This window comes from Oceaniferula marina (assembly GCF_013391475.1).
GTDB classification, from domain to species: Bacteria; Verrucomicrobiota; Verrucomicrobiia; order Verrucomicrobiales; family Akkermansiaceae; genus Oceaniferula; species Oceaniferula marina.
The window spans coordinates 393,641-418,036 of sequence record NZ_JACBAZ010000002.1 but is presented as its reverse complement, the minus strand read 5'-3'; the positions used below and the strand labels follow the sequence as shown (position 1 = coordinate 418,036).

Annotated in this window: 28 protein-coding genes; 5 read left to right on the top strand and 23 right to left on the bottom strand. The window is 51.0% G+C overall.

Going from position 1 to position 24,396, the window contains the following annotated elements:
* Positions 1-87: 87 nt before the first annotated feature.
* Complete coding sequence (locus HW115_RS06290) at positions 88-819, bottom strand: cytochrome c3 family protein (protein ID WP_178931742.1); 732 nt, start codon at positions 817-819, stop codon at positions 88-90.
* A gap of 175 nt (positions 820-994) precedes the next feature.
* Here HW115_RS06290 and HW115_RS06285 point away from each other — a divergent pair, with 175 nt between their 5' ends.
* Positions 995-1,522: a hypothetical protein gene (locus tag HW115_RS06285; RefSeq protein ID WP_178931741.1), complete on the top strand. Its 528-nt coding sequence runs from the start codon at positions 995-997 to the stop codon at positions 1,520-1,522.
* Between the two features lie 38 nt (positions 1,523-1,560).
* Here HW115_RS06285 and HW115_RS06280 read toward each other — a convergent pair whose 3' ends face one another.
* Positions 1,561-2,325: a hypothetical protein gene (locus HW115_RS06280; protein WP_178931740.1), complete on the bottom strand. Its 765-nt coding sequence runs from the start codon at positions 2,323-2,325 to the stop codon at positions 1,561-1,563.
* Positions 2,326-2,823: 498 nt separating this feature from the next.
* Between HW115_RS06280 and HW115_RS06275 the strand changes: the two genes are divergently transcribed.
* Complete coding sequence (locus tag HW115_RS06275; RefSeq protein WP_178931739.1) at positions 2,824-3,057, top strand: hypothetical protein; 234 nt, start codon at positions 2,824-2,826, stop codon at positions 3,055-3,057.
* Between the two features lie 280 nt (positions 3,058-3,337).
* Here the strand turns inward: HW115_RS06275 and HW115_RS06270 are convergent, their stop codons facing one another.
* Positions 3,338-4,537, bottom strand: coding sequence for a nucleoside/nucleotide kinase family protein (locus HW115_RS06270; RefSeq protein WP_319609278.1), 1,200 nt, complete (start codon positions 4,535-4,537; stop codon positions 3,338-3,340).
* Between the two features lie 59 nt (positions 4,538-4,596).
* A complete protein-coding gene (locus tag HW115_RS06265) occupies positions 4,597-5,193 on the bottom strand; it encodes a methyltransferase domain-containing protein (RefSeq protein ID WP_178931738.1) in 597 nt (198 codons plus the stop codon).
* 92 nt (positions 5,194-5,285) lie between these two features.
* Here HW115_RS06265 and HW115_RS06260 point away from each other — a divergent pair, with 92 nt between their 5' ends.
* Complete coding sequence (locus tag HW115_RS06260; RefSeq protein ID WP_178931737.1) at positions 5,286-5,567, top strand: hypothetical protein; 282 nt, start codon at positions 5,286-5,288, stop codon at positions 5,565-5,567.
* Positions 5,568-5,970: 403 nt separating this feature from the next.
* Here HW115_RS06260 and HW115_RS06255 read toward each other — a convergent pair whose 3' ends face one another.
* From HW115_RS06255 to HW115_RS06230, 6 genes are all read right to left on the bottom strand, one after another.
* Positions 5,971-6,891, bottom strand: a complete 921-nt coding sequence (locus tag HW115_RS06255) for an SPFH domain-containing protein (protein ID WP_178931736.1) — start codon at positions 6,889-6,891, stop codon at positions 5,971-5,973.
* Between the two features lie 48 nt (positions 6,892-6,939).
* Positions 6,940-7,380 carry an NfeD family protein gene (locus HW115_RS06250; protein ID WP_178931735.1) on the bottom strand — a complete coding sequence of 147 codons (441 nt, stop codon included), beginning with the start codon at positions 7,378-7,380 and terminating at the stop codon, positions 6,940-6,942.
* 245 nt (positions 7,381-7,625) lie between these two features.
* Positions 7,626-7,892: a type II toxin-antitoxin system RelE/ParE family toxin gene (locus HW115_RS20180; RefSeq protein WP_178931734.1), complete on the bottom strand. Its 267-nt coding sequence runs from the start codon at positions 7,890-7,892 to the stop codon at positions 7,626-7,628.
* Positions 7,873-8,067: a hypothetical protein gene (locus HW115_RS06240; protein ID WP_178931733.1), complete on the bottom strand. Its 195-nt coding sequence runs from the start codon at positions 8,065-8,067 to the stop codon at positions 7,873-7,875. The genes HW115_RS20180 and HW115_RS06240 overlap by 20 nt, the downstream gene beginning before the upstream one ends.
* A 62-nt stretch (positions 8,068-8,129) precedes the next feature.
* Positions 8,130-8,480 carry a cupin domain-containing protein gene (locus HW115_RS06235; RefSeq protein ID WP_178931732.1) on the bottom strand — a complete coding sequence of 117 codons (351 nt, stop codon included), beginning with the start codon at positions 8,478-8,480 and terminating at the stop codon, positions 8,130-8,132.
* Between the two features lie 87 nt (positions 8,481-8,567).
* Positions 8,568-9,749, bottom strand: coding sequence for an alpha/beta hydrolase (locus HW115_RS06230; protein ID WP_178931731.1), 1,182 nt, complete (start codon positions 9,747-9,749; stop codon positions 8,568-8,570).
* A gap of 106 nt (positions 9,750-9,855) precedes the next feature.
* On the opposite strand from HW115_RS06230, the gene gltX reads away from it, so the two are divergent.
* Positions 9,856-11,190, top strand: a complete 1,335-nt coding sequence (gltX, locus tag HW115_RS06225; RefSeq protein ID WP_178931730.1) for a glutamate--tRNA ligase — start codon at positions 9,856-9,858, stop codon at positions 11,188-11,190.
* Positions 11,191-11,264: 74 nt separating this feature from the next.
* Positions 11,265-12,194: a shikimate dehydrogenase gene (gene aroE, locus HW115_RS06220; RefSeq protein WP_178931729.1), complete on the top strand. Its 930-nt coding sequence runs from the start codon at positions 11,265-11,267 to the stop codon at positions 12,192-12,194.
* Between the two features lie 233 nt (positions 12,195-12,427).
* Here the strand turns inward: aroE and ssb are convergent, their stop codons facing one another.
* The 13 genes from ssb to HW115_RS06155 form a co-directional block, all read right to left on the bottom strand.
* Entirely contained in the window at positions 12,428-12,910 is a 483-nt protein-coding gene (gene ssb / locus HW115_RS06215; protein WP_178931728.1) for a single-stranded DNA-binding protein, read from the bottom strand.
* A gap of 117 nt (positions 12,911-13,027) precedes the next feature.
* Positions 13,028-13,315, bottom strand: a complete 288-nt coding sequence (locus HW115_RS06210) for a 30S ribosomal protein S6 (protein ID WP_178931727.1) — start codon at positions 13,313-13,315, stop codon at positions 13,028-13,030.
* 68 nt (positions 13,316-13,383) lie between these two features.
* A complete protein-coding gene (pth, locus tag HW115_RS06205) occupies positions 13,384-14,010 on the bottom strand; it encodes an aminoacyl-tRNA hydrolase (RefSeq protein WP_178931726.1) in 627 nt (208 codons plus the stop codon).
* 141 nt (positions 14,011-14,151) lie between these two features.
* Positions 14,152-14,769, bottom strand: a complete 618-nt coding sequence (locus tag HW115_RS06200) for a 50S ribosomal protein L25 (RefSeq protein WP_178931725.1) — start codon at positions 14,767-14,769, stop codon at positions 14,152-14,154.
* A 117-nt stretch (positions 14,770-14,886) separates the two neighbouring features.
* Positions 14,887-15,822: a ribose-phosphate diphosphokinase gene (locus HW115_RS06195; protein ID WP_178931724.1), complete on the bottom strand. Its 936-nt coding sequence runs from the start codon at positions 15,820-15,822 to the stop codon at positions 14,887-14,889.
* Positions 15,823-16,177: 355 nt separating this feature from the next.
* Entirely contained in the window at positions 16,178-17,587 is a 1,410-nt protein-coding gene (locus tag HW115_RS06190; protein ID WP_178931723.1) for a sugar transferase, read from the bottom strand.
* A gap of 334 nt (positions 17,588-17,921) precedes the next feature.
* Positions 17,922-18,689 (bottom strand): exosortase-associated EpsI family protein, encoded by a 768-nt coding sequence (locus HW115_RS06185; protein ID WP_178931722.1) that lies wholly within the window; start codon positions 18,687-18,689, stop codon positions 17,922-17,924.
* Positions 18,690-18,903: 214 nt separating this feature from the next.
* A complete protein-coding gene (locus tag HW115_RS06180; protein ID WP_227021317.1) occupies positions 18,904-19,401 on the bottom strand; it encodes a hypothetical protein in 498 nt (165 codons plus the stop codon).
* A 1,171-nt stretch (positions 19,402-20,572) separates the two neighbouring features.
* Complete coding sequence (locus HW115_RS06175) at positions 20,573-21,100, bottom strand: hypothetical protein (RefSeq protein ID WP_178931721.1); 528 nt, start codon at positions 21,098-21,100, stop codon at positions 20,573-20,575.
* A 271-nt stretch (positions 21,101-21,371) separates the two neighbouring features.
* Positions 21,372-22,277: an exosortase/archaeosortase family protein gene (locus tag HW115_RS06170; RefSeq protein WP_178931720.1), complete on the bottom strand. Its 906-nt coding sequence runs from the start codon at positions 22,275-22,277 to the stop codon at positions 21,372-21,374.
* 146 nt (positions 22,278-22,423) lie between these two features.
* Positions 22,424-22,795, bottom strand: a complete 372-nt coding sequence (locus HW115_RS06165) for a four helix bundle protein (protein WP_178931719.1) — start codon at positions 22,793-22,795, stop codon at positions 22,424-22,426.
* Between the two features lie 64 nt (positions 22,796-22,859).
* Positions 22,860-23,603, bottom strand: a complete 744-nt coding sequence (locus HW115_RS06160) for a CDP-alcohol phosphatidyltransferase family protein (protein ID WP_178931718.1) — start codon at positions 23,601-23,603, stop codon at positions 22,860-22,862.
* A 42-nt stretch (positions 23,604-23,645) separates the two neighbouring features.
* Complete coding sequence (locus HW115_RS06155) at positions 23,646-24,341, bottom strand: glycosyltransferase family 4 protein (RefSeq protein WP_178931717.1); 696 nt, start codon at positions 24,339-24,341, stop codon at positions 23,646-23,648.
* Positions 24,342-24,396 lie beyond the last annotated feature (55 nt).

Genomic DNA, 24,396 nt, shown 5'->3' with positions numbered 1-24,396 from the left:
GGAAAGTTGGGAAAATTGGGAAATAGATTGAGAAGGACAGGTCGTGAGGGGCCGAGGGAGCTCTAGCGGCTCGGATTGGCCTACCGTTTATCGGTGACAGGTCGCGCAGCTTTCTTTCGGCTGGATGTTCCAGTTTTTCTTCAGCAGTTTGCCGAACTCCTCTTGGGTTGTAATGCGTTTATCCGTCTCCGGGTCGATGATTTTGTTTTCCTCCAGATACTCTTCGGCATCGTAGTCCAAGTTATAAACCTCTTCGAGTGGGCGGAGGTGAAGCTCGGGTTTGCGGTGACAGTTCAAACAGAAATCCATGCTCAGCGGCTCGACGTGATGCACCTTACGCATCTTGTGAATGTCACCGTGGCAGCTCTTACAGGAAACACCGCGGTTGACGTGGGCCGAGTGATCGAAATACGCATAGTCAGGGGTTTTGTGAATCCGGACCCACTTGATGGGCTTCTTCTCAGCTCCTTCAATCGGCGTATGGTTTTCATCCACGCCCATCGCAGCACGCAGGGGGGCTAATTTGGGATTCCCTTTCTGCACGTGCTGGTGGCAATTCCAACAGGTATTCGCCGTCGGCACCCCGGCACTCGCGGACTTATCGACCGAACTGTGGCAATACCGGCAATCGATCCCCAACTGGTTCGCATGCAGATCATGATCATAATCAATCGGCTGATCAGGCTGGTATCCAACACGCTGGGCCTTCGGCGTGCCATAATATGCAAAGGCTGCTACCAGCCCCATCACTACAAAAACTACACATACCGCAATCTTAAGCGGTAGTAAATTGGACCATCTCGGAAAAAAATTAGCCATGTCGTCCCCGCGGGGTCTAATCTGTTTTTAAAAAAGCGCAAGGAAATTTTGGCCCCAACCCCCAGATGACGCACTTTTTTTTCCACTATGCACATTTTGATTCGCCACGCCTCAATAAAAGCTCTATGAATACCAAGGAAACACCCTGATATTTCAACCTTTACCCACACCAAGCATGAAGACCCTGCCAATCCACCTACTCGCCATCTTTTGCTCACTCAACTTACTCGCAAACGCCGAAATGAGCGATTCAAATCCGGGCAAACTAACAGAAAAAGATACCTGGCTTAAGCTCTCGGTTGTGAGCCAGAATGCAGGCCATAAAATTCATATGCTCGGCGTGGATAACGGAGATGATGAGCAACCGGACGCTTTCGTCCAAGAGATTCGTGAAATCGACTCCTTGCTCGATGACTTGGTCGCCAAAGGTGTGCTCAAAAAACAAACCTTTAAACTCAAACCCCTGCTCGATCTCGAAGAATCCTTATTTATGGCCGTCGGCGGCTTTATCGACAAAGCCTCAAAAACCTATGGTTATTACGTCGTCCGTGAAATGATGGACGTCGGAGCCCGACAACGGCTCAAGGAGTTCGACGACGAAGCCCCGATCACACTCAACATGCGCATGCCGGAGCCCCTGCTGAAAGAACTCGAGGCACTGCTCCTGAAAAAAAGAGCCACTCCCCAAAAAAGCTCCAAGTAAGAACCTGGCAGGCCGCCCTCCGCACTCCACAGCGCGGGCTAAAACGACCAACGCAGACCAACACCACCGTGGAAGAAATCCCTCAAGAGCTCATCACCCGGTGCGCCGGAGTCCTCGTCAAGCGCCCAACTATAGGATCCGTGTAACACGAGTGAACAATCCTCACTGAGAGAACAATCAAACTCCGCCCGTAACGCGAGATGGTTCGCTCCGTCGTGCCCGTCCGAAACATAGCCGTGGTTCATTCCAAACACACCACTGAGATAGAGGTCACAGCCATCTGTCAGTTCCACAGGCTTGATCAACACTACCTCCGAAAATGCCCCCTGCGCATCAAAGGAGTAGTAGACATCCAGCGCCAATTCGAGATCCAGCGGCAGATTCGACCATCCGAGCCCGAGCCCGAGCTCATTGTCATAAGCCCCGTCCGATGGAAACCGCAGGTGGGTATACCCCGCAGACACACTGAAATCGCCGAAACTCTGAGTCATCCCAAGCGATAGCTGAAGCTCATTGTAAGACTGCTCGGGCGATACCCCATACCACACCCCGGCAGTCAGATGATTCCAACCGGCGTCGAACCCGGTAGCCCATAAACTATCACCATCCAAGGCATCCCTACCCTCGGAAAAATATCGACTCTCCCAGGTGGTATGGACTTGTACCTCCAAGTTCTCATGGGCGTGGGGATAGCCAAACACCCGCTGCACTTCCGGCTCATGCGCCTGCAGAGCCGACCCCACGATCAAGGCTCCCATATAAATAAAAAACCCCCATTCTGCTTTTAATCCCTTTTGTTTCATCTCTTCTCAAACGCTGAATAATACCAAGTAGTAAAACAGACGGAACGATAGCCGAGATGAATGAGTTCTTTGGTAAGGCGCGACGAAGCAATGGTGCGGGCACCATGACTAAGGAGAAACAAAGCCAAAGGAGTCATTCATCCGGAACTCTCATGGATCACGCAGTGCTTTTCCACAGTGCTCCAAATACCTCAACAACGATCAATCGTCTCGTCTGTTTTGCGGAGTGGTATAAGTCCACGCTGCCTTAATCTGTCAACATGAGGCAAGGATATTTTAACGCCATCGACACCACCTTCTATCCAGTGCCCCGCATCTGCCTTCAAAACCAAACTCTCAAAACCTTCAAAATCCTCATTTGACCCGATATCATAAAAAAAAGAACAGATCGCATCTTACAATTTCCACCACTGGTGCTTACATTGCATTCCGATCACAAGCGGATGAAGCAACTTGTGAATCACAGAACGTGAGCAACAACCTGAACCAAAAAACACCATGTCTGCCATTAAACTCATCTCGCAGCTCGATCCCAAAAACCCAAATCACCACATCTGGAAAAACCAGGACATCTGGTGGTGCAGCTTCACCACACACAACGCTGACGGAACATCACAACGTCACCGGTTTTCCCTTCAAACAGGCGACGTCCACATTGCCCGGACACGCCGCAATAACATTTTTCGAGACATCAAGGATCACCTCAACAAAACCCTCGATAAAGCGGGCTAAACCACGACGCCTCAGACCCTTTTACCCTTGATCTGCTGCGATCACGATCTACTCCACCAGCATTTTTTTGTCCCTCTTGCTGGTGGGATGAGCGTAAGCGCAGGTCAAGGGTGATGTCTTTAGAAAAACCATCAACACGCCGTCAATCAGCCACGGCCCGTGGCCAAAGCATCGATTTCGTTGGCGGATCATCGTCCACAGCCCATACCAGGTCGCAAAACCGATGGGTCGATTGCCGAGACGGATTGCTATTCCGGCAAGGCGCGACGACGGAATGGTATCAGCCGATCCGGATCTCAGAACCTTTGAAGCGGATGTTAATTCGGTAAATCTTCTTATGCCTGCAGTGGATTTTACCAGTGGTCACATCAAAGTGCTCCGGAACCTCAAGCAAGTGCACATCGACACTGGCAAAAAAGCCACGCTCGGAGAAAATATCGATCAACATCGACAAAGCCAGCGGCTCGGATAACAAGGCATCTTCGATATTGATCAGCGCCCGACCTGAGATCGCGTGCGGCTTGATAATCGGCATGATCTTGTTTTCAATCAAGGCGATGACCTTGTGGAATAAATCCTGATTGCCAATTTCATAACGATCCAAGCGATACACCAGATCACGGCGGGCATGCGTTGTGATGTCACTGGCTAACGGCAATGGGCTCAGAGCATCGTAGGTCCGGGGGTCGAGCTCAAGCGAGCTCTGGTATTCCATTTCCGAAAGGATATTTGCCTTTACCTCATCCAGCGGAGGATGGGCGTCAATCAAATGGTAGTGGAAAAACTGCTTCAGAGATAGCAGGGCATCGTAGGTCTTCTCCTTGAAAATCGTGTACCGATTTCGCGCCAAGTTTTCATCGGTATCGGTAGGGCGTTCCTCTAGCAGCTCCCCTTTCCCGGACTCGCGCACCCGTTTATTGTGTTCGATGATTTCACGCCCACGGTGCATCTGACGGTTGATACTCTCCTTTTCATCAACAAAAAGGATCATGATGTGGTAAATCGGCTGCTTGAAATGGACGGCATATTTCGTATTCGCAAACTCGGTGCGAAGCTCGATCATGGCATCATAGAGCATCTTGATAACCTCCACCTGCACCTTGGTCCGGGGAAATCCATCGAGCACCACGCCTTCGCGATAGCGTGAGTTCAGCATTTCACGGAACAAAATATTCACGACCTCACGGTCACCGACCATGTTGCCTCCAGCCTTGAGAGCCTCCATTTCCGGAGTATTGAGCAAAGAGCTCATGACAATCGGCTCGGCAACGATATCGCGAACTTTTCGGATGTAATCGGTATTGGTTCCCTTACCCGCGCCAGGAGCACCTCCCAGCAGGATCATCTCCTTGGGGAAACGCATATTCTTGCGTCCTAATTCATGCTCCAGCTCCTGCCAGAGGGAACTGAAAATAACCTGGGCGTCCTTGACCTCAAGGTCAGACGTCTGCTGCTCCGGCATGTTTTCACTTGTGCTCACGCGGCGCAAGCTAAGCCAGCGAAGCCAGAGCGTCTAGTCAATTTGCTCGGAATCCTTGCTCAGATATTGTCATGCATCCGGCGAGTCCAAACCATCAGCCACTCCCGCCCAACACGTGAAGTATAGGCCTGATCTGGACGCTTTTCCCACGCCAAGTCGAACATCGGGCTAAACAGCTCAAACACCTCATCCCGGTCCGCACTGTAGGGAGGTCCCTCGCCCGGCCCGTTCCCCGTATCCGTAAAAAACAAGGCACAAAACAAGCCCCCCGGCTTCAGCAACCGAGCAACGGCATCCACATAAGCGGAGCGAAGCTCCAAGGGCAGCGTACAATAACAGGTGTGCTCCCACACCACATCATAGAGGCCACGACGAGGCAGTTCCGGGTCAAAAAGATCTGCCTGAAGCCACGACATCCCGTCCGTGCCATATCGACAACGCGCCCGCTCCAAGGCCGTTGATGCTATGTCCAAGCCAGTGGCCGCAAAGCCTGCATCCGACCAAGCACGCACATCGTGCCCCAATCCACAGCCCGGAACCAACACCCGTGCACCCTCTGGCACGATCTGCCGACTCACAACTTCCACGATGGCAGGGGCCGCCTCACCATGGTCCCATGGTATATCATCGTCCAGATAGCGTTGTTCCCAATCCATTGTTCCGTATCTTCTGCTCTGGAAAGTAGGACAGGTTTTTCAACCTGTCGACTGGCTTTGGCGTCATCAAGCCCAGCTCCTATCAACTCCCCATGGAATGCCGACAGCTTAAAAAGCCGTCCTACCTTGCGCTCGTCCAAGCACACGACAGCCAATCCATTGTTTCGCATCTTCTGCTCCAGAAAGTAGGACAGGTTTTTCAACCTGTCGACTGGCTTTGGCATCATCAACCCCAGCCCTATCAACTCCCCATGGAATGCCGACAGCTTAAAAAGCTGTCCTACCTTGCGCTCGTCCAAGCACACGACAGCCAATCCATTGTTCCGTATCTTCTGCTCTGGAAAGTAGGACAGGGTTTTCAACCTGTCGACTGACTTTGGCATCATCAAGCCCTACCCCTATCAACTCCCCTTGGGATGCCGACAGCTTAAAAAGCTGTCCTACCTTGCGCTCGTCCAAGCACACGATCCCCAATCCATTGTTCCGCATCTTCTGCTCTGGAAAGTAGGACAGGTTTTCAACCTGTCGACTGGCTTTGGCATCATCAAGCCCAGCCCTATCAACTCCCCTTGGGATGCCGACAGCTTAAAAAGCCGTCCTACCTTGCGCTCGTCCAAGCACACGATCCCCAATCCATTGTTCCGTATCTTCTGCTCTGGAAAGTAGGACAGGTTTTTCAACCTGTCGACTGGCTTTGGCGTCATCAACCCCAGCCCCTATCAACTCCCCTTGGGATGCCGACAGCTTAAAAAGCTGTCCTACTTTGCATGCGCGCGGCTAACTTGCTTTGCTATCACTCAAGACCTTACCAAGAGCGGCCACGGTGCCTCCGATATCAGCAACGTTACTGGGCAGAATCATGGTGTTGTTCTCCTTGGCCAGGTTTCCGAATTCCTTCACATACTGTTCGGCAATCTTAAGGTTCACCGCTTCTTTACCACCCGGGGCAATGATGGATTCGGAAATCCTGCGCAATCCTTCCGAGGTGGCATCAGCCAACAAGGTAATCTCCTTGGCCTTACCTTCAGCCTCATTGATCTGACGCATTTTTTCGGCTTCGGACTCCTTGATGACTTGTTGTTTCTGACCTTCGGCAACGTTGATGGCCGCCTCCCGTTCACCTTCGGAATGAGCAATCTGGGCACGACGCTCACGCTCCGCGCGCATCTGCTTCTCCAATGCATCCTGCACGGACCGAGGAGGGGTGATGTTGGCAATTTCATATCGGGTAATCTTCAAACCCCATGGCTCACTGGCTTTATCAAGAGCATCAATGATGTTGGCGTTGATCGTCTCCCGTTCTTCAAAGGTCTTGTCCAACTCCAACTTACCTATTTCCGAACGAAGCGTCGTCTGGGCGAGCTGACTGGAAGCAAAATAATAATTCTCAATACCGTAACTGGCTTTTTTGGCATCGAGCACTTGCATGTAAAGCACACCGTCGATTTCAATCGCGATGTTATCTTTGGTGATACACATCTGTGATGGGACATCAATAGCCGTTTCCTTTAAGGAATGCTTATAGGAAATCCGATCAATAAATGGCAGCAGGATATGAAATCCCGCACCGAGAGTTCGGTTATATTTTCCAAGCCGCTCAATCACAAAGGCTTTGCGCTGTGGAACGATTTTTGCCGTTTTCAGCAAGGTAATAACAACGAGGACAACCAGTCCGAAGGATACAATATAGGGTAACATAATAGTCGTATTTGGGTTTCTCTGTTTTTATTGTTGGGGTGATGCAACTCATTCAACCATCAAATGAATACCATCTCGTTTAACGACCGTGGCGTGAGTTCCCACGTCCATGGCCTGATCAGCAAAAGCCACCCACTCGGCGCCTTTGAGCTCCACTTTTCCCGGATTGTCCCCACCACCGATGGCGTGAACAACCCGGACACTTTTCCCAACAAATTCTTCATCCACATTCGATCCCCCGTTCCAAGACCCTCCAACAAACCACGAGGAAACATAACGCCGTAACACAAACAGCATCAACAAAGAGGAAGTGGAAAAAACCATACACTGCGCAGCCACCGAATCAATCAAGCCGAGCCACAGTCCGATCGATACCATCCAGGCACCCAGACCAAAAAAGATAATCACCACGCCGGGGATAACAAACTCCAACAAAATCAATACCAGACCGGCAATAAACCAAAGAATTGTTGCTTCATATTCCATCATGCTGAGAGTGTTTAAGTTGACGATCAGACCATCTACCAAAAATCAAAGTATGACCATTACAAAGCCGATAAAGATTTGTAGAGCAACACCACCCGTAGAACGAAGCCCCCTCGCAAACTCAACTCCAGAACTTCGAAAAGCACATCGGTCACGATGACGCGCTCATTCAAGATTTAACGCTCCTGAGCTGACAAGCAGCAGAAAAAACTGGCAAGCCGTTCTTAATGAGACCGCAAGCGTGGCACTTATTTCTTGCGGTATACCTCCCTGCGGTGCCGCACCCTAATAATTTCAATAATGATCTGATCCTCATAGACCTCGTAGATAACCCGATAGTCCCCCACTCGAATTCGATAGGCACAATCACTACCCTGCATCTTTTTGCACCCCTCAGGTCTGGGATCATCAGAAAGAGATGAGACAGCAGCTACGATTTTGCTGACCTCAACTTGTGATATGCGACGCAAATCTTTCTTAGTGGATTTACGCCACTTAATCGGAAAGGATTCCATCTTTACGTAATTCAGCTAAAAATTCATCGTGTGCAATCGTCTCTTCACCACGTCGGTCAGCGATAACAGCAAGGTCACTAAGGTCTTCCATTAATGCCTCATACTCATGAATAGGCAGCAACACAGCGGTCTTTGCCCCTGAGCCATCTGTGACGTATTGTAGCGCACTTTCCATGTAGCAACTGTATCACATTGGACCGGTCTGTCTAGGCGCTCTTTTCCCCTCAACGCCTCAACTTAAAAATACGTATCCTCGTGGGAATACACGGGAGCACAACAGCAAAGGAAGCGTAGCTCGCTCAAGGCTTCGATCTGATGCCAGGCACCGGGTGGAATTAAAATGGCATCTCCCGGCCCGACCGTCTGAAAGACACCACCCACTTCCATCGAAGCCCGCCCCTCAAGAATAAAATAAATTTCCTCACTGAGCTTGTGATAGTGCCTATCGGTTTTTCCACCCAAAGCTAAACTGGCCTCTGCCAGACTTTGATTTTTCACCGGAGCATTGGTCGCATCCAAAATGCTCCGGATCGTTGAACCGTCAGCGGTGGTAAATGCTTCCTGTTGGTCTAGCTGCTGAATGATCATACCTCCACTCTAAATCAAGCACTCTGCTTGTCGACCCCTCATTGGCCTGCAAACATCCTACCAAGTAAAGCTATCAAGCAGCCGGCATCACCTGATCAACGGATTCCTCGGTATTCGCCGTTGATCCGTTGGCAAATCCACATCCGACTTCGCTGGTCGCTTTGAGTCTCTCTTATGCTCCGTTTTGTCCTTCCTCGCTGATGCCTGCTTGGCAAACTGCTCAATCCGGACGGCCGTCCGCTCGGCATCATGTTGTGCCAGAGTTGCCTGTCGAGTGCCTGAATATTGGTCGGCCAGCTTTTGATATTCAGGATGCACCTTCATCATATTCTCCATCGTATTCACCTTGATCTCTTGCAATACCCATTTGCGATGCAGGGCCAGCACCTTCACCTCCTGCCGCACCGGGTCGGACTGCTCCAACTCGGCCAAACGCCGCTCCAAATCAGCCACCCACGCTTTACCCATCAGTGCAGCATAGGGTAATTTCTGCAGCTGCCGCAATCGATCCCAGCGGGCCAGAGGCTTCCGTTCAAGGGCCTCGTCGTAGGCCAATTGCATCTCCCGTTTGGCCACAGCACGAAGTGCAGTCGCTCCCTGCCCCTGTATCGCCAACCATTGATGCAGTCCATGGGAGCCGTCCTCCGGAACCGTGTGCCCAAGCTCATTCCAGATTTCCAGCGTGCTGGCAGCCCCCTGCTTGCGGTGAAACATCACCGACTGCAAAGCGAATGGGTAATTGGGATCCTTGCGGCCAATCCCAACAAAAACCGGCTTTTTGTTCCGGTAGCGGGCCGGATTAGCTTTAACCTTATCCAAATGACCCGCTCCGAGAATAACTCCACCCGCGAGACCTGGCTCCGATTGCAGCATCATGTCGGCCAGCCAGCCTCCTTTGGAAAAACCGGCGACGTAACAACGCTGCGGATCCAAGCCATGTTTGACCTTGAGGTGATTCTGCACCGACCTGAACAAGTGCCGGGCATTTTCCAACGATTTGGCATCGTAACTCACCGAGCCCAAACGGTAATAGGCCATGCCTACAATGATCCAATGCTTGTCCCGGGTATGAAGCCGCAAATAAGAGGTGTCAGGCGCTCCCCCGGCTCCATGGTAGTAAAACACAGTGGGATACTTTTTCGACTGATCATGTCCCTCCGGTAAAAACACCTTCACCCGGTGCTCCAACCCAGGAAAGCCCAGCTCCACTTGCCGGGCAGACAACACACCCGCCGTCACCAGCACCATCAACGTAATCAACCATCTCATAGCCCGAGCCTAATGCATTATTCGGAAGGCGAAAGCCGAAAGTCGAACTTCAAAACTCCCACCTTCCACTCTTGCGTATTGGCAGGGCTGACGGTAAACCAACGGCATGAACGATTCTTCCATCCGCACCCGATTTGCCCCGTCCCCCACCGGCTACCTCCACGTCGGAGGCGCCCGGACCGCACTGTTCAACTGGCTCTACGCCCGCAAACACGGTGGCAGCTTTGTCCTCCGTGTCGAAGACACCGATGAAGAACGTAACACCGACGAAGCCCGACAGGCCATTTTCGACGGCATGAGCTGGCTCGGACTCGATTGGGATGAGGGCCCCCAGGCCAACGGGCAAACCACCGGAGAATTTGGCCCGTATTTCCAAAGCCAGCGCAAAGCACTCTACGACAAGTGGTTTGAAAAACTTCAAGCCGATGACCGGGTCTACGAAGATGATGGAGCCTGGCGCTTCCGCTTCGAGCGCAAACCCGTCACGATGCAAGACCTCATCTGCGGTGAGGTCACCATCGATTACACTAACGTCGACAACACTCCGGATATGGTCATCCGCCGCTCGGACGGCTCCTACGTCTTCCACTTCGTCAACGTTGTCGATGACCTGGAAATGAAAATCAGTCACGTGATCCGCGGTGAGGACCACCTGATGAATACGCCTAAGCACTTGCAATTATTTGAAGCCTTCGGCGTCGAGCCCCCACAATACGGTCACATCCCGCTAATCCTCAACAGTGATGGATCGAAAATGAGCAAACGGGATACCGGAGCAGCTGTCGGCAGCTACAATGAGGACGGCTACCTACCCGAGGCCGTGTTCAATTTCCTCAGCCTGCTCGGCTGGTCACCAAAAGACGAATCCGAAGTCATGACGGTGGCCGAAATCATCGAGCGCTTCAGCCTCGAAGCCATCGTTCGCTCCCCGGCAAAATTCGACGTCGAAAAATGCGCTTGGATCAACCAACAGCACTTGATGCAACTCTCACCGGACGCCTTCGCCTCGGACGCCGCCCCCTTCGTAGAGAAAGCCGGCTTCACTCTACCGGAGAACTATTCTCAAATAGCAGCTTCCGTTCAGGAAAAGGTCAGGCTCCTCACCGAGGTCCCATCCGCCATCGCCTTTTTCCTCGATCCCGCGTATGCTTACGACACCGATGCCTTGAACAAAGTGCGCAACAATGAAGCGGCGGCTGGTTTACTCGGCCAACTTGCTGACAGCCTCGGCTCCCTCGATGACTGGACCGAGGCCAAAGCCTGTATCGGAGCCACGGCCAAGGCCAACGGCGCCAAACCCGGCCAGCTGATGTTCCCCACCCGGATCGCACTCAGCGGTCAAGGCGGAGGTCCCGATCTCGGAGACATCCTCAACATCCTCGGCAAAGAAGAATCCATCCGCCGTATCCAACGCACCGTTCAAGAACTGAGCCAAGGGTAAAGACCCCCAATAGGAAGCGGGGACACTGCCCACCCCATCGCTGCCAACCATCACCCACATTCCACCAAGCTGCCATGAAACCCGTCTACACCACAACTGATCTTGCATCACGCGAACTTCTCGATCAGGGGGCTTCGCAACCGGCCCGACTCGCCGTGCTGGGAAAACCCATCAAACATTCCGCTTCCCCCGGCATGCACCAGGCAGCACTCGACCACGCAGGGCTCGACATGCGCTTCATTCGACTCGAGGTCGAACCCGGAGAAATCAAAGAGACCTTAAATAAAATGCAAGAGCTCGGGTTTGTCGGCTGCAACATCACCGTTCCTCATAAACTTGAAGCCATTGATGCCTGTGACCAACTGACCGAAGACGCCCAGGCTATCGGAGCAATTAACACCATCTTGTTCGACAACGGCAGCATCATCGGCCACAACACCGACGCCCCGGGGCTGGCTCGGGCGATCCATGAGGAGTTTGGAGTCGATCTCGGCGACCTTCGGGTCATGGTGCTCGGAACGGGAGGTGGTGCCGGCCGCGCCATCGCCACCCAATGTGCCCGTCTCGGGTGCGACCAGATCTGGCTGGTCAATCGCACGGTGGAAAAAGCACAATCGTTGGCTGAGGAATTACAGAATTATTACCGTCAATCTGATCACCTCGCAGGCCCCGGAGATGCCCTGTATGCGATGACTCCGGATGACCCGGGGATCGAAGAGGCCGCGGGTCACGCCGACCTGATCATCAATGCAACCCCGCTAGGGATGCAGCGCATGGACCCCCTACCGCTTTCCGGCTCCTGTATTCAGCCACACCACATGGTCTACGATGCCATTTACACCCCTCCCGTAACCGCTCTGCTGGCGGCAGCAAATGCTGCAGGAGCACGCGGTGCCAACGGCCTGAGCATGCTCCTCCACCAAGGCGCACTCGCCTTTGATTTCTGGTTCCCAGGCCAAGCCAATACCACCGTCATGAAACAAGGCCTGACAGGCCAAAAGTAGGACAGCTTTTCAAGCTGTCGGCAGGCTTGGGAACGCTCAACCCCAGACCCGCCAATCCCCCAAGGGTTACCCACAGGATAAAGCGCACTACACCCTCTGGATCCCATAAAAGTAGGACAGCTTTTCAAGCTGTCGACAGGCTTGGGAACGCGGAGCTCACAGCCTGATTATTCCTCGGGATGCCGACAGGATACAATCCTGTCCTACACTGGAGTTGTCCACTCAGGACGCCCCTAAAACGGGATGTCTTCGTTCTCCTCAATCGGTCCGCCGTAGGCCGGGGAGCCGCCTTGAGGTGGCTGCTGCTGTTGAGGCGCTGCCTGTTGCTGGGGTGCTTGTTGTGACTGCTGCGGAGCTTGCTGCTGACCGCTGCCTCCACCACTGCGGGTTCCCATCAACTGAATGTTATCGGCGACAACTTTGAGTTTGGAACGGTTCCCCCCGGAGGCTTTATCCACCCAGGTATCCATGTGCAATCGTCCTTCGACAAAAAGCGGCTGCCCCTTTCCCGAATACTGGTGAGCGACCTCCGCGGTCCTACCCCACAAGGTGATATCGACAAAAGTGGTCTCCTCAATACGCTCACCGCCTTCACCGGATCGCACACGGTTAACCGCGAGTCCGATATCAGCCACCGCAGTTCCTTTGGGGGTATAACGCAACTCAATATCACGGGTGACATTACCCATGAGCATCACTTTGTTTAAATTAGCCATAATGCGGAGACTTATCGTAATTTCTGATAGATGGCAATCAGGAAATGAACAATTCGGGTGACCCAATGATCACCCGAACTTCATTCCTGACATCCACCCTCGTTTCCAGCTGCTCGCTTAGGCGAGACGCTGGTAGTGCTGAAGGTAAACACCGGTGTTCAGGCTCAACTTCGCCTGAATTTTTTCAATCGCCTCAGGATCGGCTTCGAAAATGTAGTTGATGTAATGTCCGCCGTCGAGGTGACGTGCATTGTAGGCAAACTTCTTGCGTCCAAGTTGCTGGATCTCATCCATCTTGGCTCCGGTTGCCTCCATTTCGTTGGCCACGGCGGTAACGAGATCGTTGAGGCTGTCTTCTTGTCCTTGGGCGTTGAGGACGATCAGTCCTTCGTATTTTCTGCTCATCGCTTTACTATTGGTTAAAGGTTAATTGACCTTGGGTTGCTTGGTTTTAGAAAAATGCCGACCTTCTGTCATGCCTTTTTCTTCGTGTTGAAGGCGTTGGCAGCTGCCTCTACTCCTTCGGAGAGCGCAAACTGAACAGCTTCTGCTGCAGTTGCAAGCGTGTTTTCCAATTCATTACGTTCTTCGACAGAAAATTTACCCAAAACATGCCCTACCAGACTTCCTCCAGGCTTATTTTTCGCAGCCTCCCCCTCCGCGCCAGCAAGTTCCGCCGGTCGACTGTCCATTCCAATTCCCAGTTTCAACCTCGGAAACCGATCACTTCCCAGGTGGCTGATAATCGATTTCATCCCGTTGTGCCCACCTGCCGACCCTGACATCCGGAACCGACGCGCACCAAAAGGCAGTGAAACATCATCGTAAACCACCAGAACCTGCTCGGGCTCCAGCTTGTAGAACCTCACCGCCGCACCGACGGATTGGCCGCTTTCATTCATAAACGTCTGGGGCTTCATCAAAATCGTCCCAAGCCCCGGTAATTTCGCCACATGGGCCCGCCAGCGAAGGTGGTTCGACATCGAACATCCGGAGTCGCCAACCAAGCGGTCCACAACCAAAAACCCGATGTTATGGCGCGTTTGTTCGTATTTTGCCCCTGGGTTTCCCAGACCTACAACCAATTTGATGTCAGACACGCAAGCAAACTAAAAGTCTGATCCACAATTGCAACCCGGAAGCGCGAAACTCACCACTCAAAACTCCTCCACTCCCAAACGCAAAACAGCCCGGAGCCAATGAAGGCACCGGGCTGTTGATGATTAGAAAAACAAAGTGGTTTACTCAGCCTCGGCAGGAGCTGCTTCATCCGTAGCTTCCGCTCCAGCACTCTTAGCAACACGGGTCTTGATCACCAGGGCAACCACGACGTCCGCATTCTGAACTGGCTTCACACCTTCAGGGTAAGTGATCTCACCGATGTGCAGAGCATCTCCAATTTCGAGGTGCTCGACGCTGGCTTCAATCCCTTCAGGAAGATCCTGCGGCAAACAGCTGACCTCGAGGCTGTGAAGCATCTGGTCAAGGTATCCACCAGCCTTGGCTCCGGCGGCTTCGCCGACGAGTTCAAGTGGCAGGTTCGCGTGAATCTCCGTTTTGTTGTCCACAGCGCGGAAGTCAACGTGAACGATCTCACCCGTCAATGCGTTGTGTTGCACATCCTGAAGGAAGGCCAACTGGGTGTCGGATCCTTCAACATCGAGGTTGAACAAGATACTTTCGGATGCGGCATGACTGAGCATGTCCGTCAGGGTTTTTGCGTGAACCTTGATGTTTTTGTTTTCAAATCCACCGCCATAAATGACAGAAGGAATGAATCCTTCGCGGCGCATTTGCTTAAGAACGCCAGACCCGGTCCGGGCGCGCTCGCTTGCTTTTAAAGTTTGTGGTTTAGCCATTTTCTTAAGATGGTTGAATGATTAATCGATGAATGAGCAGATCCAAAAACGTAGGCAGGTGGTAGTAGTGAGTGAGTTGCCGGTACGTCTCGGGCCGCGGTGTTTAGCAGCTTCAGCCTATTCGTCAATGTCAAAGAGTGAGGTTACTGATTTTCCGTCATGAATTCGGGAAATCGCATCCCCAAAGAGACCGGCAACAGAAACCACCTCAACCTTTTCTCCATACGCCTGAGGCACGGAATCCGTTGTAATGACTTGCTCAATCGCCGACTCCAAAATGCGCTGGCGCCCCATGTCGCCAAGAACCCCGTGGGAAACACCGGCGTAGATTTTCTGGGCTCCGTGGTCCTTGAGGATCTTCGCCGCCGCACACAAGGTTCCGGCAGTTTCCGTCATGTCGTCGACCAGTAACACATTCCGGCCATCAACATCTCCGATGACGTTCATCGCTTCGACCTTGGTCGCGCTGACCCGGTGCTTGGCAACAATCGCCAACTCCGCACCCAATTTGTCTGCATACGAGCGAGCCATTTTGACACCTCCCACGTCCGGAGAAACAACGGTCAAATTGCTGGCATCATCGCCGTGCTGCTCACGCAGGTGCTTAATAAATACCGGCTTGGCATACAGATGATCGACCGGAATATCGAAAAATCCCTGAATCTGTGCAGCATGCAGATCCATGGTCAGGACGCGATCGACACCTGCCGCTTCAATCAGGTTCGCAACCAGCTTGGCTGTGATCGGCACACGAGGCTGATCTTTCCGATCCTGCCGGGCATATCCAAAAAACGGCATCACTGCAGTGATCCGCCCTGCACTCGCGCGCTTGGCAGCATCCACCATAATCAACATTTCCATTAAATTATGATTGGTCGCCGGACAGGTTGGCTGGATGAGATACACGTCCTCTCCCCGGATATTTTCGTTGATCTGGACGAAGGATTCACCGTCTGGGAAAGAGGTGACATTAACATCGGCCAGGGTGGTGCCCAAGTGGGCCGCGATCTTCTCTGCGAGCTCTTGGTGAGCCTTTCCGCTGAATATTTTCATGGTATGTGGTGCCTACAGTGGTGGAAACCCAAATGTGAAACAAGATCTGCCAATGACAATGCTAAAGTGTAAAAAGTCGGGAAGTCGGGAAGTCGGGAAGTCGGGAAGTCGGGAAGTCGGGAAGTCGGGAAGTTGGGAAGTTGGGAAGTTGGGAAGTGCGAAGGACGAACAAAGAACTTCAGAACCTTGAACTCCTTGAACTCCTTGAACTCCTTGAACTCCTTGAACTCCTTGAACTCCTTGAACTGCTTGAACTCCTTGAACTCCTTAACTCCTTAACTCCTTAACTCCTTAACTCCTTAACTTCAGAACCAAGAACCAAGAACTCCTAAAATCCACTACCGTGGATTTTAGGCTACTTCGCGCCTTTCCCAAAGAGCACGGCGGGAACCGTCATAAGCAGCAACTTGATATCCAGCCACAATGACCAATTATCAATGTATTCCAGGTCCATCTTCACCCAGTCTTCCCACTCGGTGATGGTATTACGTCCACCGGCTTGCCAGGTACAGGTAATTCCAGGTTTCACACTAAGGCGTCGCCGATGCTCGGATTTCTCAAACTCCTTCACCTCATACACCGGTAAGGGACGCGGCCCGACCAAGCTCATGTCTCCGGTCAGAACATTCAACATTTGCGGAAGTTCATCAATACTCCACTTTCTCAAGAATCGGGCGAAAGGAAATACCCGGGGGTCATTCTCCAATTTAAACACCGGCCCGCTCATCTCATTCCCAACCTCTTCCTTCACCTCAGCCAATTTTGCCTCAGCATCTGGAACCATCGTCCTGAACTTCCACATTTTAAAGGTCTTGCCATATTTACCGGCACGATCCTGACGGAAAAACACCGGAGCCCCAGGGCTGGCAAGCCGAATACCAATCATGGCAAATAGCCAGAGCGGAGAGGTGCATAGAATAAAGAAAAACGCCCCGACCCGATCCATCGCCCCCTTCAGAAGCAAGGCCCAGGAAAGTTCGGGCGTCGCACGTAACACGAGCATCGGCTGCCCGCCCAAGTTGTCGAAGGTTGGACGCGATACCTGAGTGCGGATGAACCCAGCGGAAACCCAGGCTTCGATCCCCTGCTTTTCACAAAGCTCCACAGTGCGGGAAATCTGACGAAACACCGCCCCCCGCGCAGCAATAATCACCCGATGCACCGAGTGCTCAATTAACACCTCCTCCAAGGCATCCAAATTCCAAGCGGTCAGGTCAAACTCCTTCACCACCTCCCAGTAATCAGTTACTTCCTCAGGCATCGACTCGATCAACTCCTTGATCTCATCCGGAGCACCTGCAATCACCACCCGTTCCCGATACCCTTCATCACGAGCCGATTTCCTCAAGGCCGAACGCACCACGGCATCACGAATCAAAAGCAATACACCCGAGATCAAAAAAGCCGCCGTCAATACAATCCGACTCGATGGAGCCATCTGGAAGAAAACCACCGCAACGGCTACAATCACACCAATCAGAGCTAGACAGCGCAACATCTGGTTGACGGATTTCGCCACCGTCTTCCGCATCATATTGCGGTAAAATCCAAGCAACTCAAGAATCAGTGGTGTAAAAGGGACCACAATAAACAAGAGCCAGGAAATCTCATACAGACCGATTTTACCGGCATCCTCCATCCCGAAGAGAGCCCTCAATTGAGGTCGAAATTCATCGGCCAACCAAAAGGACAACCACACCAAAAAGGCATCACTCAGCTGCAATGCTTGGATGGAAAATTGCTCTCGTTGTTTGGAACCGAACATGGTGGGGAGTGCGGGAGTGCGGGAGTGCGGGAGTGCGGGAGTGCGGGAGTGCGGGAGTGCGGGAGTGCGGGAGTGCGGGAGTGCGGGTCAACCTCACAACTTCACTTCCCAACTCCACCAACTCATCTTGTAGATACAAAAAAAGCTGCCTCACGGGCAGCCATAAAGTCAAACGGGGGTTTAAGCAAGAAGAAGTTGCACTCAGAATCCGCAATGACGGATTCTTCGGAATGAGTGATTCGTTATTTGTAATTGGTCATCCAAGGGCTTGTTTCTGCTGTCTGTTTTTCAACCTTCCCATCTTCTGTCCTCTGCTGCCTGTCCCCTATAAAACCTACTCCACAACAAGCGGTGCGAGCTTTTGAATAAACTCGGCCAAAATCGCTTCCGATTCCTCAAGCGTATACACATTGGATGGGTGAACCATACCCAGGTCCACATGGGATTGATTGTATACAGGCATGGAAAATGTGGCGTATGCCCACTGCTGATCATATCCCTTAAACAAACGGTCTTTCATATCCTGAAGAGTCCTCCCGTAGTGATCTTCTGTTACAGCTGTATGGCCAAAGAAGGTATAATACTGTACCCGCATCACTTCAACGACCTCTCCGTTTTTCAGCTGAACCGGCTTTGCGCAGACAATTTCCCGGAACGGCATATCCGCCCCATCAGGCATCGCCCCCTTCACCATCACCTTGCGCTCCTTGGTAAAATTCCATCCCTGTGACCTCAAACAACGCTCCGGTCGGTGAATGCTGTTATTCAGATCCTTACCGGAAAACACAACCGATGCCTCAACCGGTGGTCGGGTCGGAAAATCACGATTCATGTACTGCGCCCGCTCAAACTCCGTATCCTTCGCCAGAATTTTTAACTCCTCTCCGGTTACCTCGGTTGATTTACCCCAGATCGAACCAAACTGCATCGGCAAAGGGCGTTTCAAGCGGGATGGTTTCATTTCCCCCGACTTCGGTAGCAGCCAGATCATCGAAAAACCAAGCGCCAAAAGGCAAGCTAAGATATACAGCCGCCGAACGACGGCGGGAGTTCGGGAGTGCTGGAGTTCGGGAGTGCAGGAGTTGGAAGGCTCGGTATTCATGCTGTGGAAGTCGGGAAGTCGGGAAGTCGGGAAGTTGAATGAAACTTCGTTTCGTTGAAAGGCTTAAGAGTCGAAAAATAGAGGACAGACAACAGACAATAGGAGACGGACAACTGATAACTGATAACTGATAACCGGATCTTGATGCTTCGTTCGACAGGAAATCAGGAGCTTCTCTGATTTATTTCACGCAAAGCCGCCAAGCCGCGAAGATTTACTCAGATTCGAGACCTGCCAATTGCTTAAGTAGCTCTTCGTATGCATAGCTCCCGCCTTCGGAATCACACCACTTGCGAAGATTCTCTAGATCAACCCGCTCTGACTGTCTCTGGCAAACCAACACTGCTTGGTCAAAACAATCTCGAGTTCCCCAATGAATATAAGATGCTAATCGATCTTTGACACAATCTGTCGGGGACAACAACCTGATCGTCTTCCCTTGGTATTCGATCTCATCAGCAATAACCGGATGTTCCTCACCTAACTCAACAGGCCCTTTGGGAAACTCCACGACCAAGTGCTTACATAAGGGATGCTCGTAGTATCTGCCTTTGCCTGTTCGAAAACCCAAACCTTCAAGGGTATGCCCAAGCTTTTTTCTTTGAAAGTCGTCAGGCACAATATCCAAGTCGCCAGACCGATACAAACCTTCCGTATAAATCGCGACCACCGCCCCACCAACAAGAACAGAATAAATACCCGCGTCATCCAAATGCCACGCTATATAAGATCAGAGCTCCTCCTCTGTGCAACTGCTCCAGTTTGGCTCATCTACAAACATCAATTAATGACTTGAAACTACGGTCATATGACCCTAATGTCAGGTCATGAACTCAGGTGTTTTGGCAGAATTATTTGGAAGCCGTGCAGCAGAAGCAGTACTGTTACACCTCCATCACTATGGAGAGTCGTATGGCAGGGCCATATCAGCAGATCTCAGTATTTCGCTCGATTCCGTCCAGCGGCAACTCGATAAATTCGAACGGTCTGGGGTTATCGTATCAAAAAGACAAGGACGAACACTATTGTATCAATGGAATCCAAAATCCCGGGTTGCCAAAAGGCTTCAAGCGCTGGTCTCGGTTGTTTACGATGGTATTCCCATAGCCAGCAGGGAAGAACTTTTCAAGACAAGGCGAAGACCACGGGCAAAGGACAAACCAGTGCGGGAATGAGAGATGGCAGGTTGAATGAAACTTTGTTTCGGGAAAACAGAGGACAGACAAACCAATAACTGATAACCGGATCTTGATGCTTCGTTCGACAGGAAATCAGGAGCTTCTCTGATTTATTTCACGCCAAGCCGCCAAGCCGCGAAGATTTAATACCAAGTAGTAAAACAGACGGGACGATAGCCGAGATGAATAAGTTCTTTGGCAAGGCGCGACGAAGGAATGGTGCGGGCACCATGACTAAGGAGAAACAAAGCCAAAGGAGTCATTCATCCGGAACTCTCATGGATCACGCAGTGCTTTTCCAAATACCTCAACAACGATCAATCGTCTCGTCTGTTTTGCGGAGTGGTATAAATAGATGGTCTTACCTTGCATCCTGGCACCTCGTCTGAGCTAAAGGGAGATAGGAAGGTCCAAGCGTGTCCAGCTATGCAGACAACAGAAGAAAGACGAAAAATGAAGACCTAGTCAGCCCTGAAAGGGCATCCTATCGTAGCCCGGGGCATCGCCCTGGGGACGAGATTGCATGGTAAAGGAGCCCTGAAAGGGCGTAATAACTCCTACACATTGCCCCTGCGGGCATGAGAGATGAAAGGTTGAAGACTAGCATTCAACATTTGCGCAGCAAATATTCAACGCCCGAAGGGCTTTCAACAAGCCAAGGGCTCAATAGGGCTAAGGTTGATGATGCCCAAGCCTGTCGACAGATTACAAATCCGTCCTACCTTCCTGCCAGCCGTTCATACCTCTTAATACACTGACATCCACTCGGTCTTTTTCCCTCAGTGAGGCTGATTTTAATCGTATAAGGCTCCTTGGACCTAGGAAAGGAATTTTCAAGCCGCTTGCGGTTTGAAAGAACTTGAGATCTGATGCAAAATCTTCGAGATAGAGCCCCTGCATTTTTACAAAAATATCAATCTGGCAATTTTCAACCGCTTCAATCACGCGGATGGCCCCCTCCTCATCGGTAAAATCCTCTTGGCTCAACTCAGCAGCAAACCCTTCACCATACGAAGACAGAGACTGAATCAGTCTCCGAATATTTTCAAAGTCTCTGCTCACTAAAATATCCACACCCTCGGTCAAGCGAACATAGCCGTTTAAACAAACAGCAATCCCTCCAACCGTGATAAATTCAACCTCACTTTGAACGAGCAGGGCCAACAATTTTTCGAATGATGACTCCAGAGGATTTGCCATTGTATTTGGATTGTTGAATAAAAGGTTTCGCATTTTGCCTTAACCGCTCAAGACGCAGAAAAGGAGAAAGCGAATCCAAGCTTCTTCCCACCGTTTTGCGAACTATGCCTACGTCACTCATAACTACCGTGCGTACACTAGACCTCCGTTATTATTTGTCAATGTGGTGTGAGTTGAAAAACAGACAACAGAGGACAGACAACAGGCAGCGAAGCTCTGATAACTAATAACCAATAACCAATAACCAATAACCAATAACTAATAACTAAGAACTAAGAACTCCCAAACTAAGAACTAATTAACCTCAAGACTGTATGCGTTTACGCATAACACGTCTGTTCACCTTCCAGTTGAGCAAGCGATCGATCAAGAAAAGCCCCGCCAAGGCAATGGGAAAAAAGAACAACAAGCCTGCCCAATCGTGGTAAATCCCGGCGGCAAATTCAGAATACCCCAGCTCCGCTAAAACGATGATGGTAAAGATGCGGAAAAAGTTAGCGATCAAGGCCAGGGGTAGAGAGCAGGCAAAAAGAAAGGCCATTTTCCACACCTGCTTCTGAGTGAAGTAAGCATAAATTGCTGAGATCATCACCAGTGCCATCAACGATCGAATCCCACTGCAGCCCTCGGCAATGTTCAACGAACTCCAGCTATCATTGGCCGATCGGATCTCATTGCCGGCATTCACCAGCTCCATGCCGCAGGCGGTGCCCACTGCATAACAGGACTTAGTCACCATGATTTGCAAGGCATTGGTCGCTTGTTGCAGTCCCGGCACCGAGATCGCAAAGTACCAGAAAAACGCGGGAAACAACATGTGCCGGGCCACCTTCCAGCCATACACAAACATCACACCGCCAACGATTAAAAACGGCAAGCCAATCAGGGGCAATCGGGGCTGCAAGGTTCGCACCGATGCCACATACAAAAACACAGCAAACAAAACCCCGAACAGCCCCCAAAGCGAGCCCTTCACCGGTTCGAGCTTCATCTTTGGCCAAGCCATGACGATAAAAGCCACAAACAAAAACGGCACCGCCCAACCATGCACAAAATCCTTCTTCCAGGCATCCGCGATATAGAGAATCAAACGATCACTCGACGTCGATGTATTCGGATAAATCGGAATCAGCAACCAGAACACAAGCATCACCAAACCAAGCAAGGACACAGGTAACACATAGGGATGTTTTTGTAATAAAGATTTCATGGGGAAAAAGGGCGGGGAAGTGCGGAAGTGCGGAAGTGCGGAAGTGCGGAAGTGCGGAAGTGCGGAAGTGTGGAAGTGCGGAAGTGTGGAAGTGTGGAAGTGTGGAAGGGCGGGAGTCGGGAGTGCGGGAGTGCGGGAGTTGAGGATCACGTAACATTCTTATTGATCAGATACTTGATGAAGCCTCCAAGTAATTTTTTGACCTCCACCACTTGTTGATACAGCTGATCAAAATTTTCAGCAGAGATGAAACCAGCGTCCAGTGCAATATACAATTGACTTTGAACTTCACTCGCAGAGCGGAAGCTATAGCGCAAAAAACGAACAAATTCTTTATTTGAACCTGCATCAAATCCTTCGGCTATGTTGTGCATAATCGAACCAGATGCCCTGCGAATCTGATCAACCAACCCGAAATCTTTTCTGAATTCAGGGGATTGGGTTTGTTCGTAAATCTTGCCCGTAAGTTCACGAGCCTTCTGCCAAGCTGTAATGTCCTCAAATTTTGTGATACTCATAAGAACCTCCCAACTAAGAACTAAAGCACCCCTGCACCCCTGCACTTCCTCAACTTCCAGCGGCCTAACCCGAAGGGCGTGCCGCCCGATCCATCGCATCCATTTCTTTTTTAGATGATAGTAAGTATGCCAACGTTAGAAATAAAACTCCCACATGATACAAAGCAAAAAACTCCCAGAAAAAACCAAATGTCCATGCTAAACCAATTGCCAGTCTATAAACAGGTTCATCAATATAAATACTGGCAGCCTTCTTTACTTTCCACCAACCATTATGCATACGCGGATCCACCTTCAAACGGTCAGCTTTATAAACGACCAACTCTTTAATCCATAACATCACATTCAAAAAGACTCGTAAAATAAGAACGAGAATCAAAACCCTCACTGTAAAAGGAATTCCAAAAAAATAACAATGCCCCACACTATATGCCAAAATACAGGGAAAGATCATACCCGATGACAAATCCACCAACTTGTCTAATAAGGCACCAAAACTGCTTCCCTTTCCCGTCGCTCTTGCAAGTGGGCCATCCGCACAGTCAAAGGCGTATCCAAGCTGCAAACCAATAGTCAATATCAGACCTGCTATAACGTTTCCATGGCCCATGCCAAAAGCGATCAAAGCCGCCCCAACAGTAATGCCGCCCGATATCAAAGATATCATATTAGGGGATACTCCAAGGCGATTAGCAAGCAAAGCTATCCATGCTCCAGCTCTATAGCTTACATTCCGTGTCACCCAAATCGACTGGCGGGCACGCATCTCCCAAAAATCCTGATAGGTCAATGATTTATGATCTTCCATACATTTAAAAATTATTGGCAGTTCACGGCTCGATTCAACACCTCAACGCTGAAGCTCCTCATACCACTGCACCATTTTTTGAGCATTTTTCGGCCAAAGGTAGGCCTCGTTCACGCGTTGAACCGCAGCCCGCCCGTGCCGCTCACGCAATACTGGGTCATCTAAATAATTCTGAATCGCATTACTCAGGCCCAGAACAACCTCATCTTTAGACCCGAGAGAAACCACCGTTCCACAGTCGTTATTAACAGAAATGCCAGGACCTCCCGCATCCAAACAAACAACGGGTAGGCCTGCACACATTGCTTCAATGACCGCCATACCTCCAGAGTCGTGTAAACTAGGGAACAAAAACACATCAAACTGATCATACATCTCGAGTAAATCGACACGCGGAACAGCGCCTCTCAAATCCACCCGGTCGTTCAAACCAAGGCGATGGATATCGGCCTCGACATCCAAGCGGTCGCCACCATCGCCTACTAAGGTCAGAGTTACCTGCTCAGGCATTTGCTGCAGGGCCAAAAGCGCTAATTCAAGCCCCTTCCAATAGACCAGATTGCCAACAAAGAGCAATCGCAAAGCCTCCCCTTCAAACCTCTTAGAAACAGGGTCTGGTTGACGATCTGGCAAGCCAATATTGGGCATCACCGGACTGGACACCTGACAGCGAGCAAAAGCCTCTGCCATTTCCTTCGTACACGAAACCACCAAATCCACCTTACGATAACGAGACATGCCTATGCCATACCGTGTATGCAATCGATTGAGCCAATTTCTCAGCCGTTCTTTT

Excerpts from the sequence above, each read along its gene's own strand:
- HW115_RS06290 (WP_178931742.1), bottom strand. The coding sequence starts at position 819 with ATGGCTAATTTTTTTCCGAGATGGTCCAATTTACTACCGCTTAAGATT.
- HW115_RS06285 (WP_178931741.1), top strand. The coding sequence starts at position 995 with ATGAAGACCCTGCCAATCCACCTACTCGCCATCTTTTGCTCACTCAAC.
- HW115_RS06280 (WP_178931740.1), bottom strand. The coding sequence starts at position 2,325 with ATGAAACAAAAGGGATTAAAAGCAGAATGGGGGTTTTTTATTTATATG.
- HW115_RS06275 (WP_178931739.1), top strand. The coding sequence starts at position 2,824 with ATGTCTGCCATTAAACTCATCTCGCAGCTCGATCCCAAAAACCCAAAT.
- HW115_RS06265 (WP_178931738.1), bottom strand. The coding sequence starts at position 5,193 with ATGGATTGGGAACAACGCTATCTGGACGATGATATACCATGGGACCAT.
- HW115_RS06260 (WP_178931737.1), top strand. The coding sequence starts at position 5,286 with ATGGAATGCCGACAGCTTAAAAAGCCGTCCTACCTTGCGCTCGTCCAA.
- HW115_RS06255 (WP_178931736.1), bottom strand. The coding sequence starts at position 6,891 with ATGTTACCCTATATTGTATCCTTCGGACTGGTTGTCCTCGTTGTTATT.
- HW115_RS06250 (WP_178931735.1), bottom strand. The coding sequence starts at position 7,380 with ATGATGGAATATGAAGCAACAATTCTTTGGTTTATTGCCGGTCTGGTA.
- HW115_RS20180 (WP_178931734.1), bottom strand. The coding sequence starts at position 7,892 with ATGGAATCCTTTCCGATTAAGTGGCGTAAATCCACTAAGAAAGATTTG.
- HW115_RS06240 (WP_178931733.1), bottom strand. The coding sequence starts at position 8,067 with ATGGAAAGTGCGCTACAATACGTCACAGATGGCTCAGGGGCAAAGACC.
- HW115_RS06235 (WP_178931732.1), bottom strand. The coding sequence starts at position 8,480 with ATGATCATTCAGCAGCTAGACCAACAGGAAGCATTTACCACCGCTGAC.
- HW115_RS06230 (WP_178931731.1), bottom strand. The coding sequence starts at position 9,749 with ATGAGATGGTTGATTACGTTGATGGTGCTGGTGACGGCGGGTGTGTTG.
- gltX (WP_178931730.1), top strand. The coding sequence starts at position 9,856 with ATGAACGATTCTTCCATCCGCACCCGATTTGCCCCGTCCCCCACCGGC.
- aroE (WP_178931729.1), top strand. The coding sequence starts at position 11,265 with ATGAAACCCGTCTACACCACAACTGATCTTGCATCACGCGAACTTCTC.
- ssb (WP_178931728.1), bottom strand. The coding sequence starts at position 12,910 with ATGGCTAATTTAAACAAAGTGATGCTCATGGGTAATGTCACCCGTGAT.
- HW115_RS06210 (WP_178931727.1), bottom strand. The coding sequence starts at position 13,315 with ATGAGCAGAAAATACGAAGGACTGATCGTCCTCAACGCCCAAGGACAA.
- HW115_RS06200 (WP_178931725.1), bottom strand. The coding sequence starts at position 14,769 with ATGGCTAAACCACAAACTTTAAAAGCAAGCGAGCGCGCCCGGACCGGG.
- HW115_RS06195 (WP_178931724.1), bottom strand. The coding sequence starts at position 15,822 with ATGAAAATATTCAGCGGAAAGGCTCACCAAGAGCTCGCAGAGAAGATC.
- HW115_RS06190 (WP_178931723.1), bottom strand. The coding sequence starts at position 17,587 with ATGTTCGGTTCCAAACAACGAGAGCAATTTTCCATCCAAGCATTGCAG.
- HW115_RS06185 (WP_178931722.1), bottom strand. The coding sequence starts at position 18,689 with ATGAATACCGAGCCTTCCAACTCCTGCACTCCCGAACTCCAGCACTCC.
- HW115_RS06175 (WP_178931721.1), bottom strand. The coding sequence starts at position 21,100 with ATGCGAAACCTTTTATTCAACAATCCAAATACAATGGCAAATCCTCTG.
- HW115_RS06170 (WP_178931720.1), bottom strand. The coding sequence starts at position 22,277 with ATGAAATCTTTATTACAAAAACATCCCTATGTGTTACCTGTGTCCTTG.
- HW115_RS06165 (WP_178931719.1), bottom strand. The coding sequence starts at position 22,795 with ATGAGTATCACAAAATTTGAGGACATTACAGCTTGGCAGAAGGCTCGT.
- HW115_RS06160 (WP_178931718.1), bottom strand. The coding sequence starts at position 23,603 with ATGGAAGATCATAAATCATTGACCTATCAGGATTTTTGGGAGATGCGT.
- HW115_RS06155 (WP_178931717.1), bottom strand. The coding sequence starts at position 24,341 with ATGTCTCGTTATCGTAAGGTGGATTTGGTGGTTTCGTGTACGAAGGAA.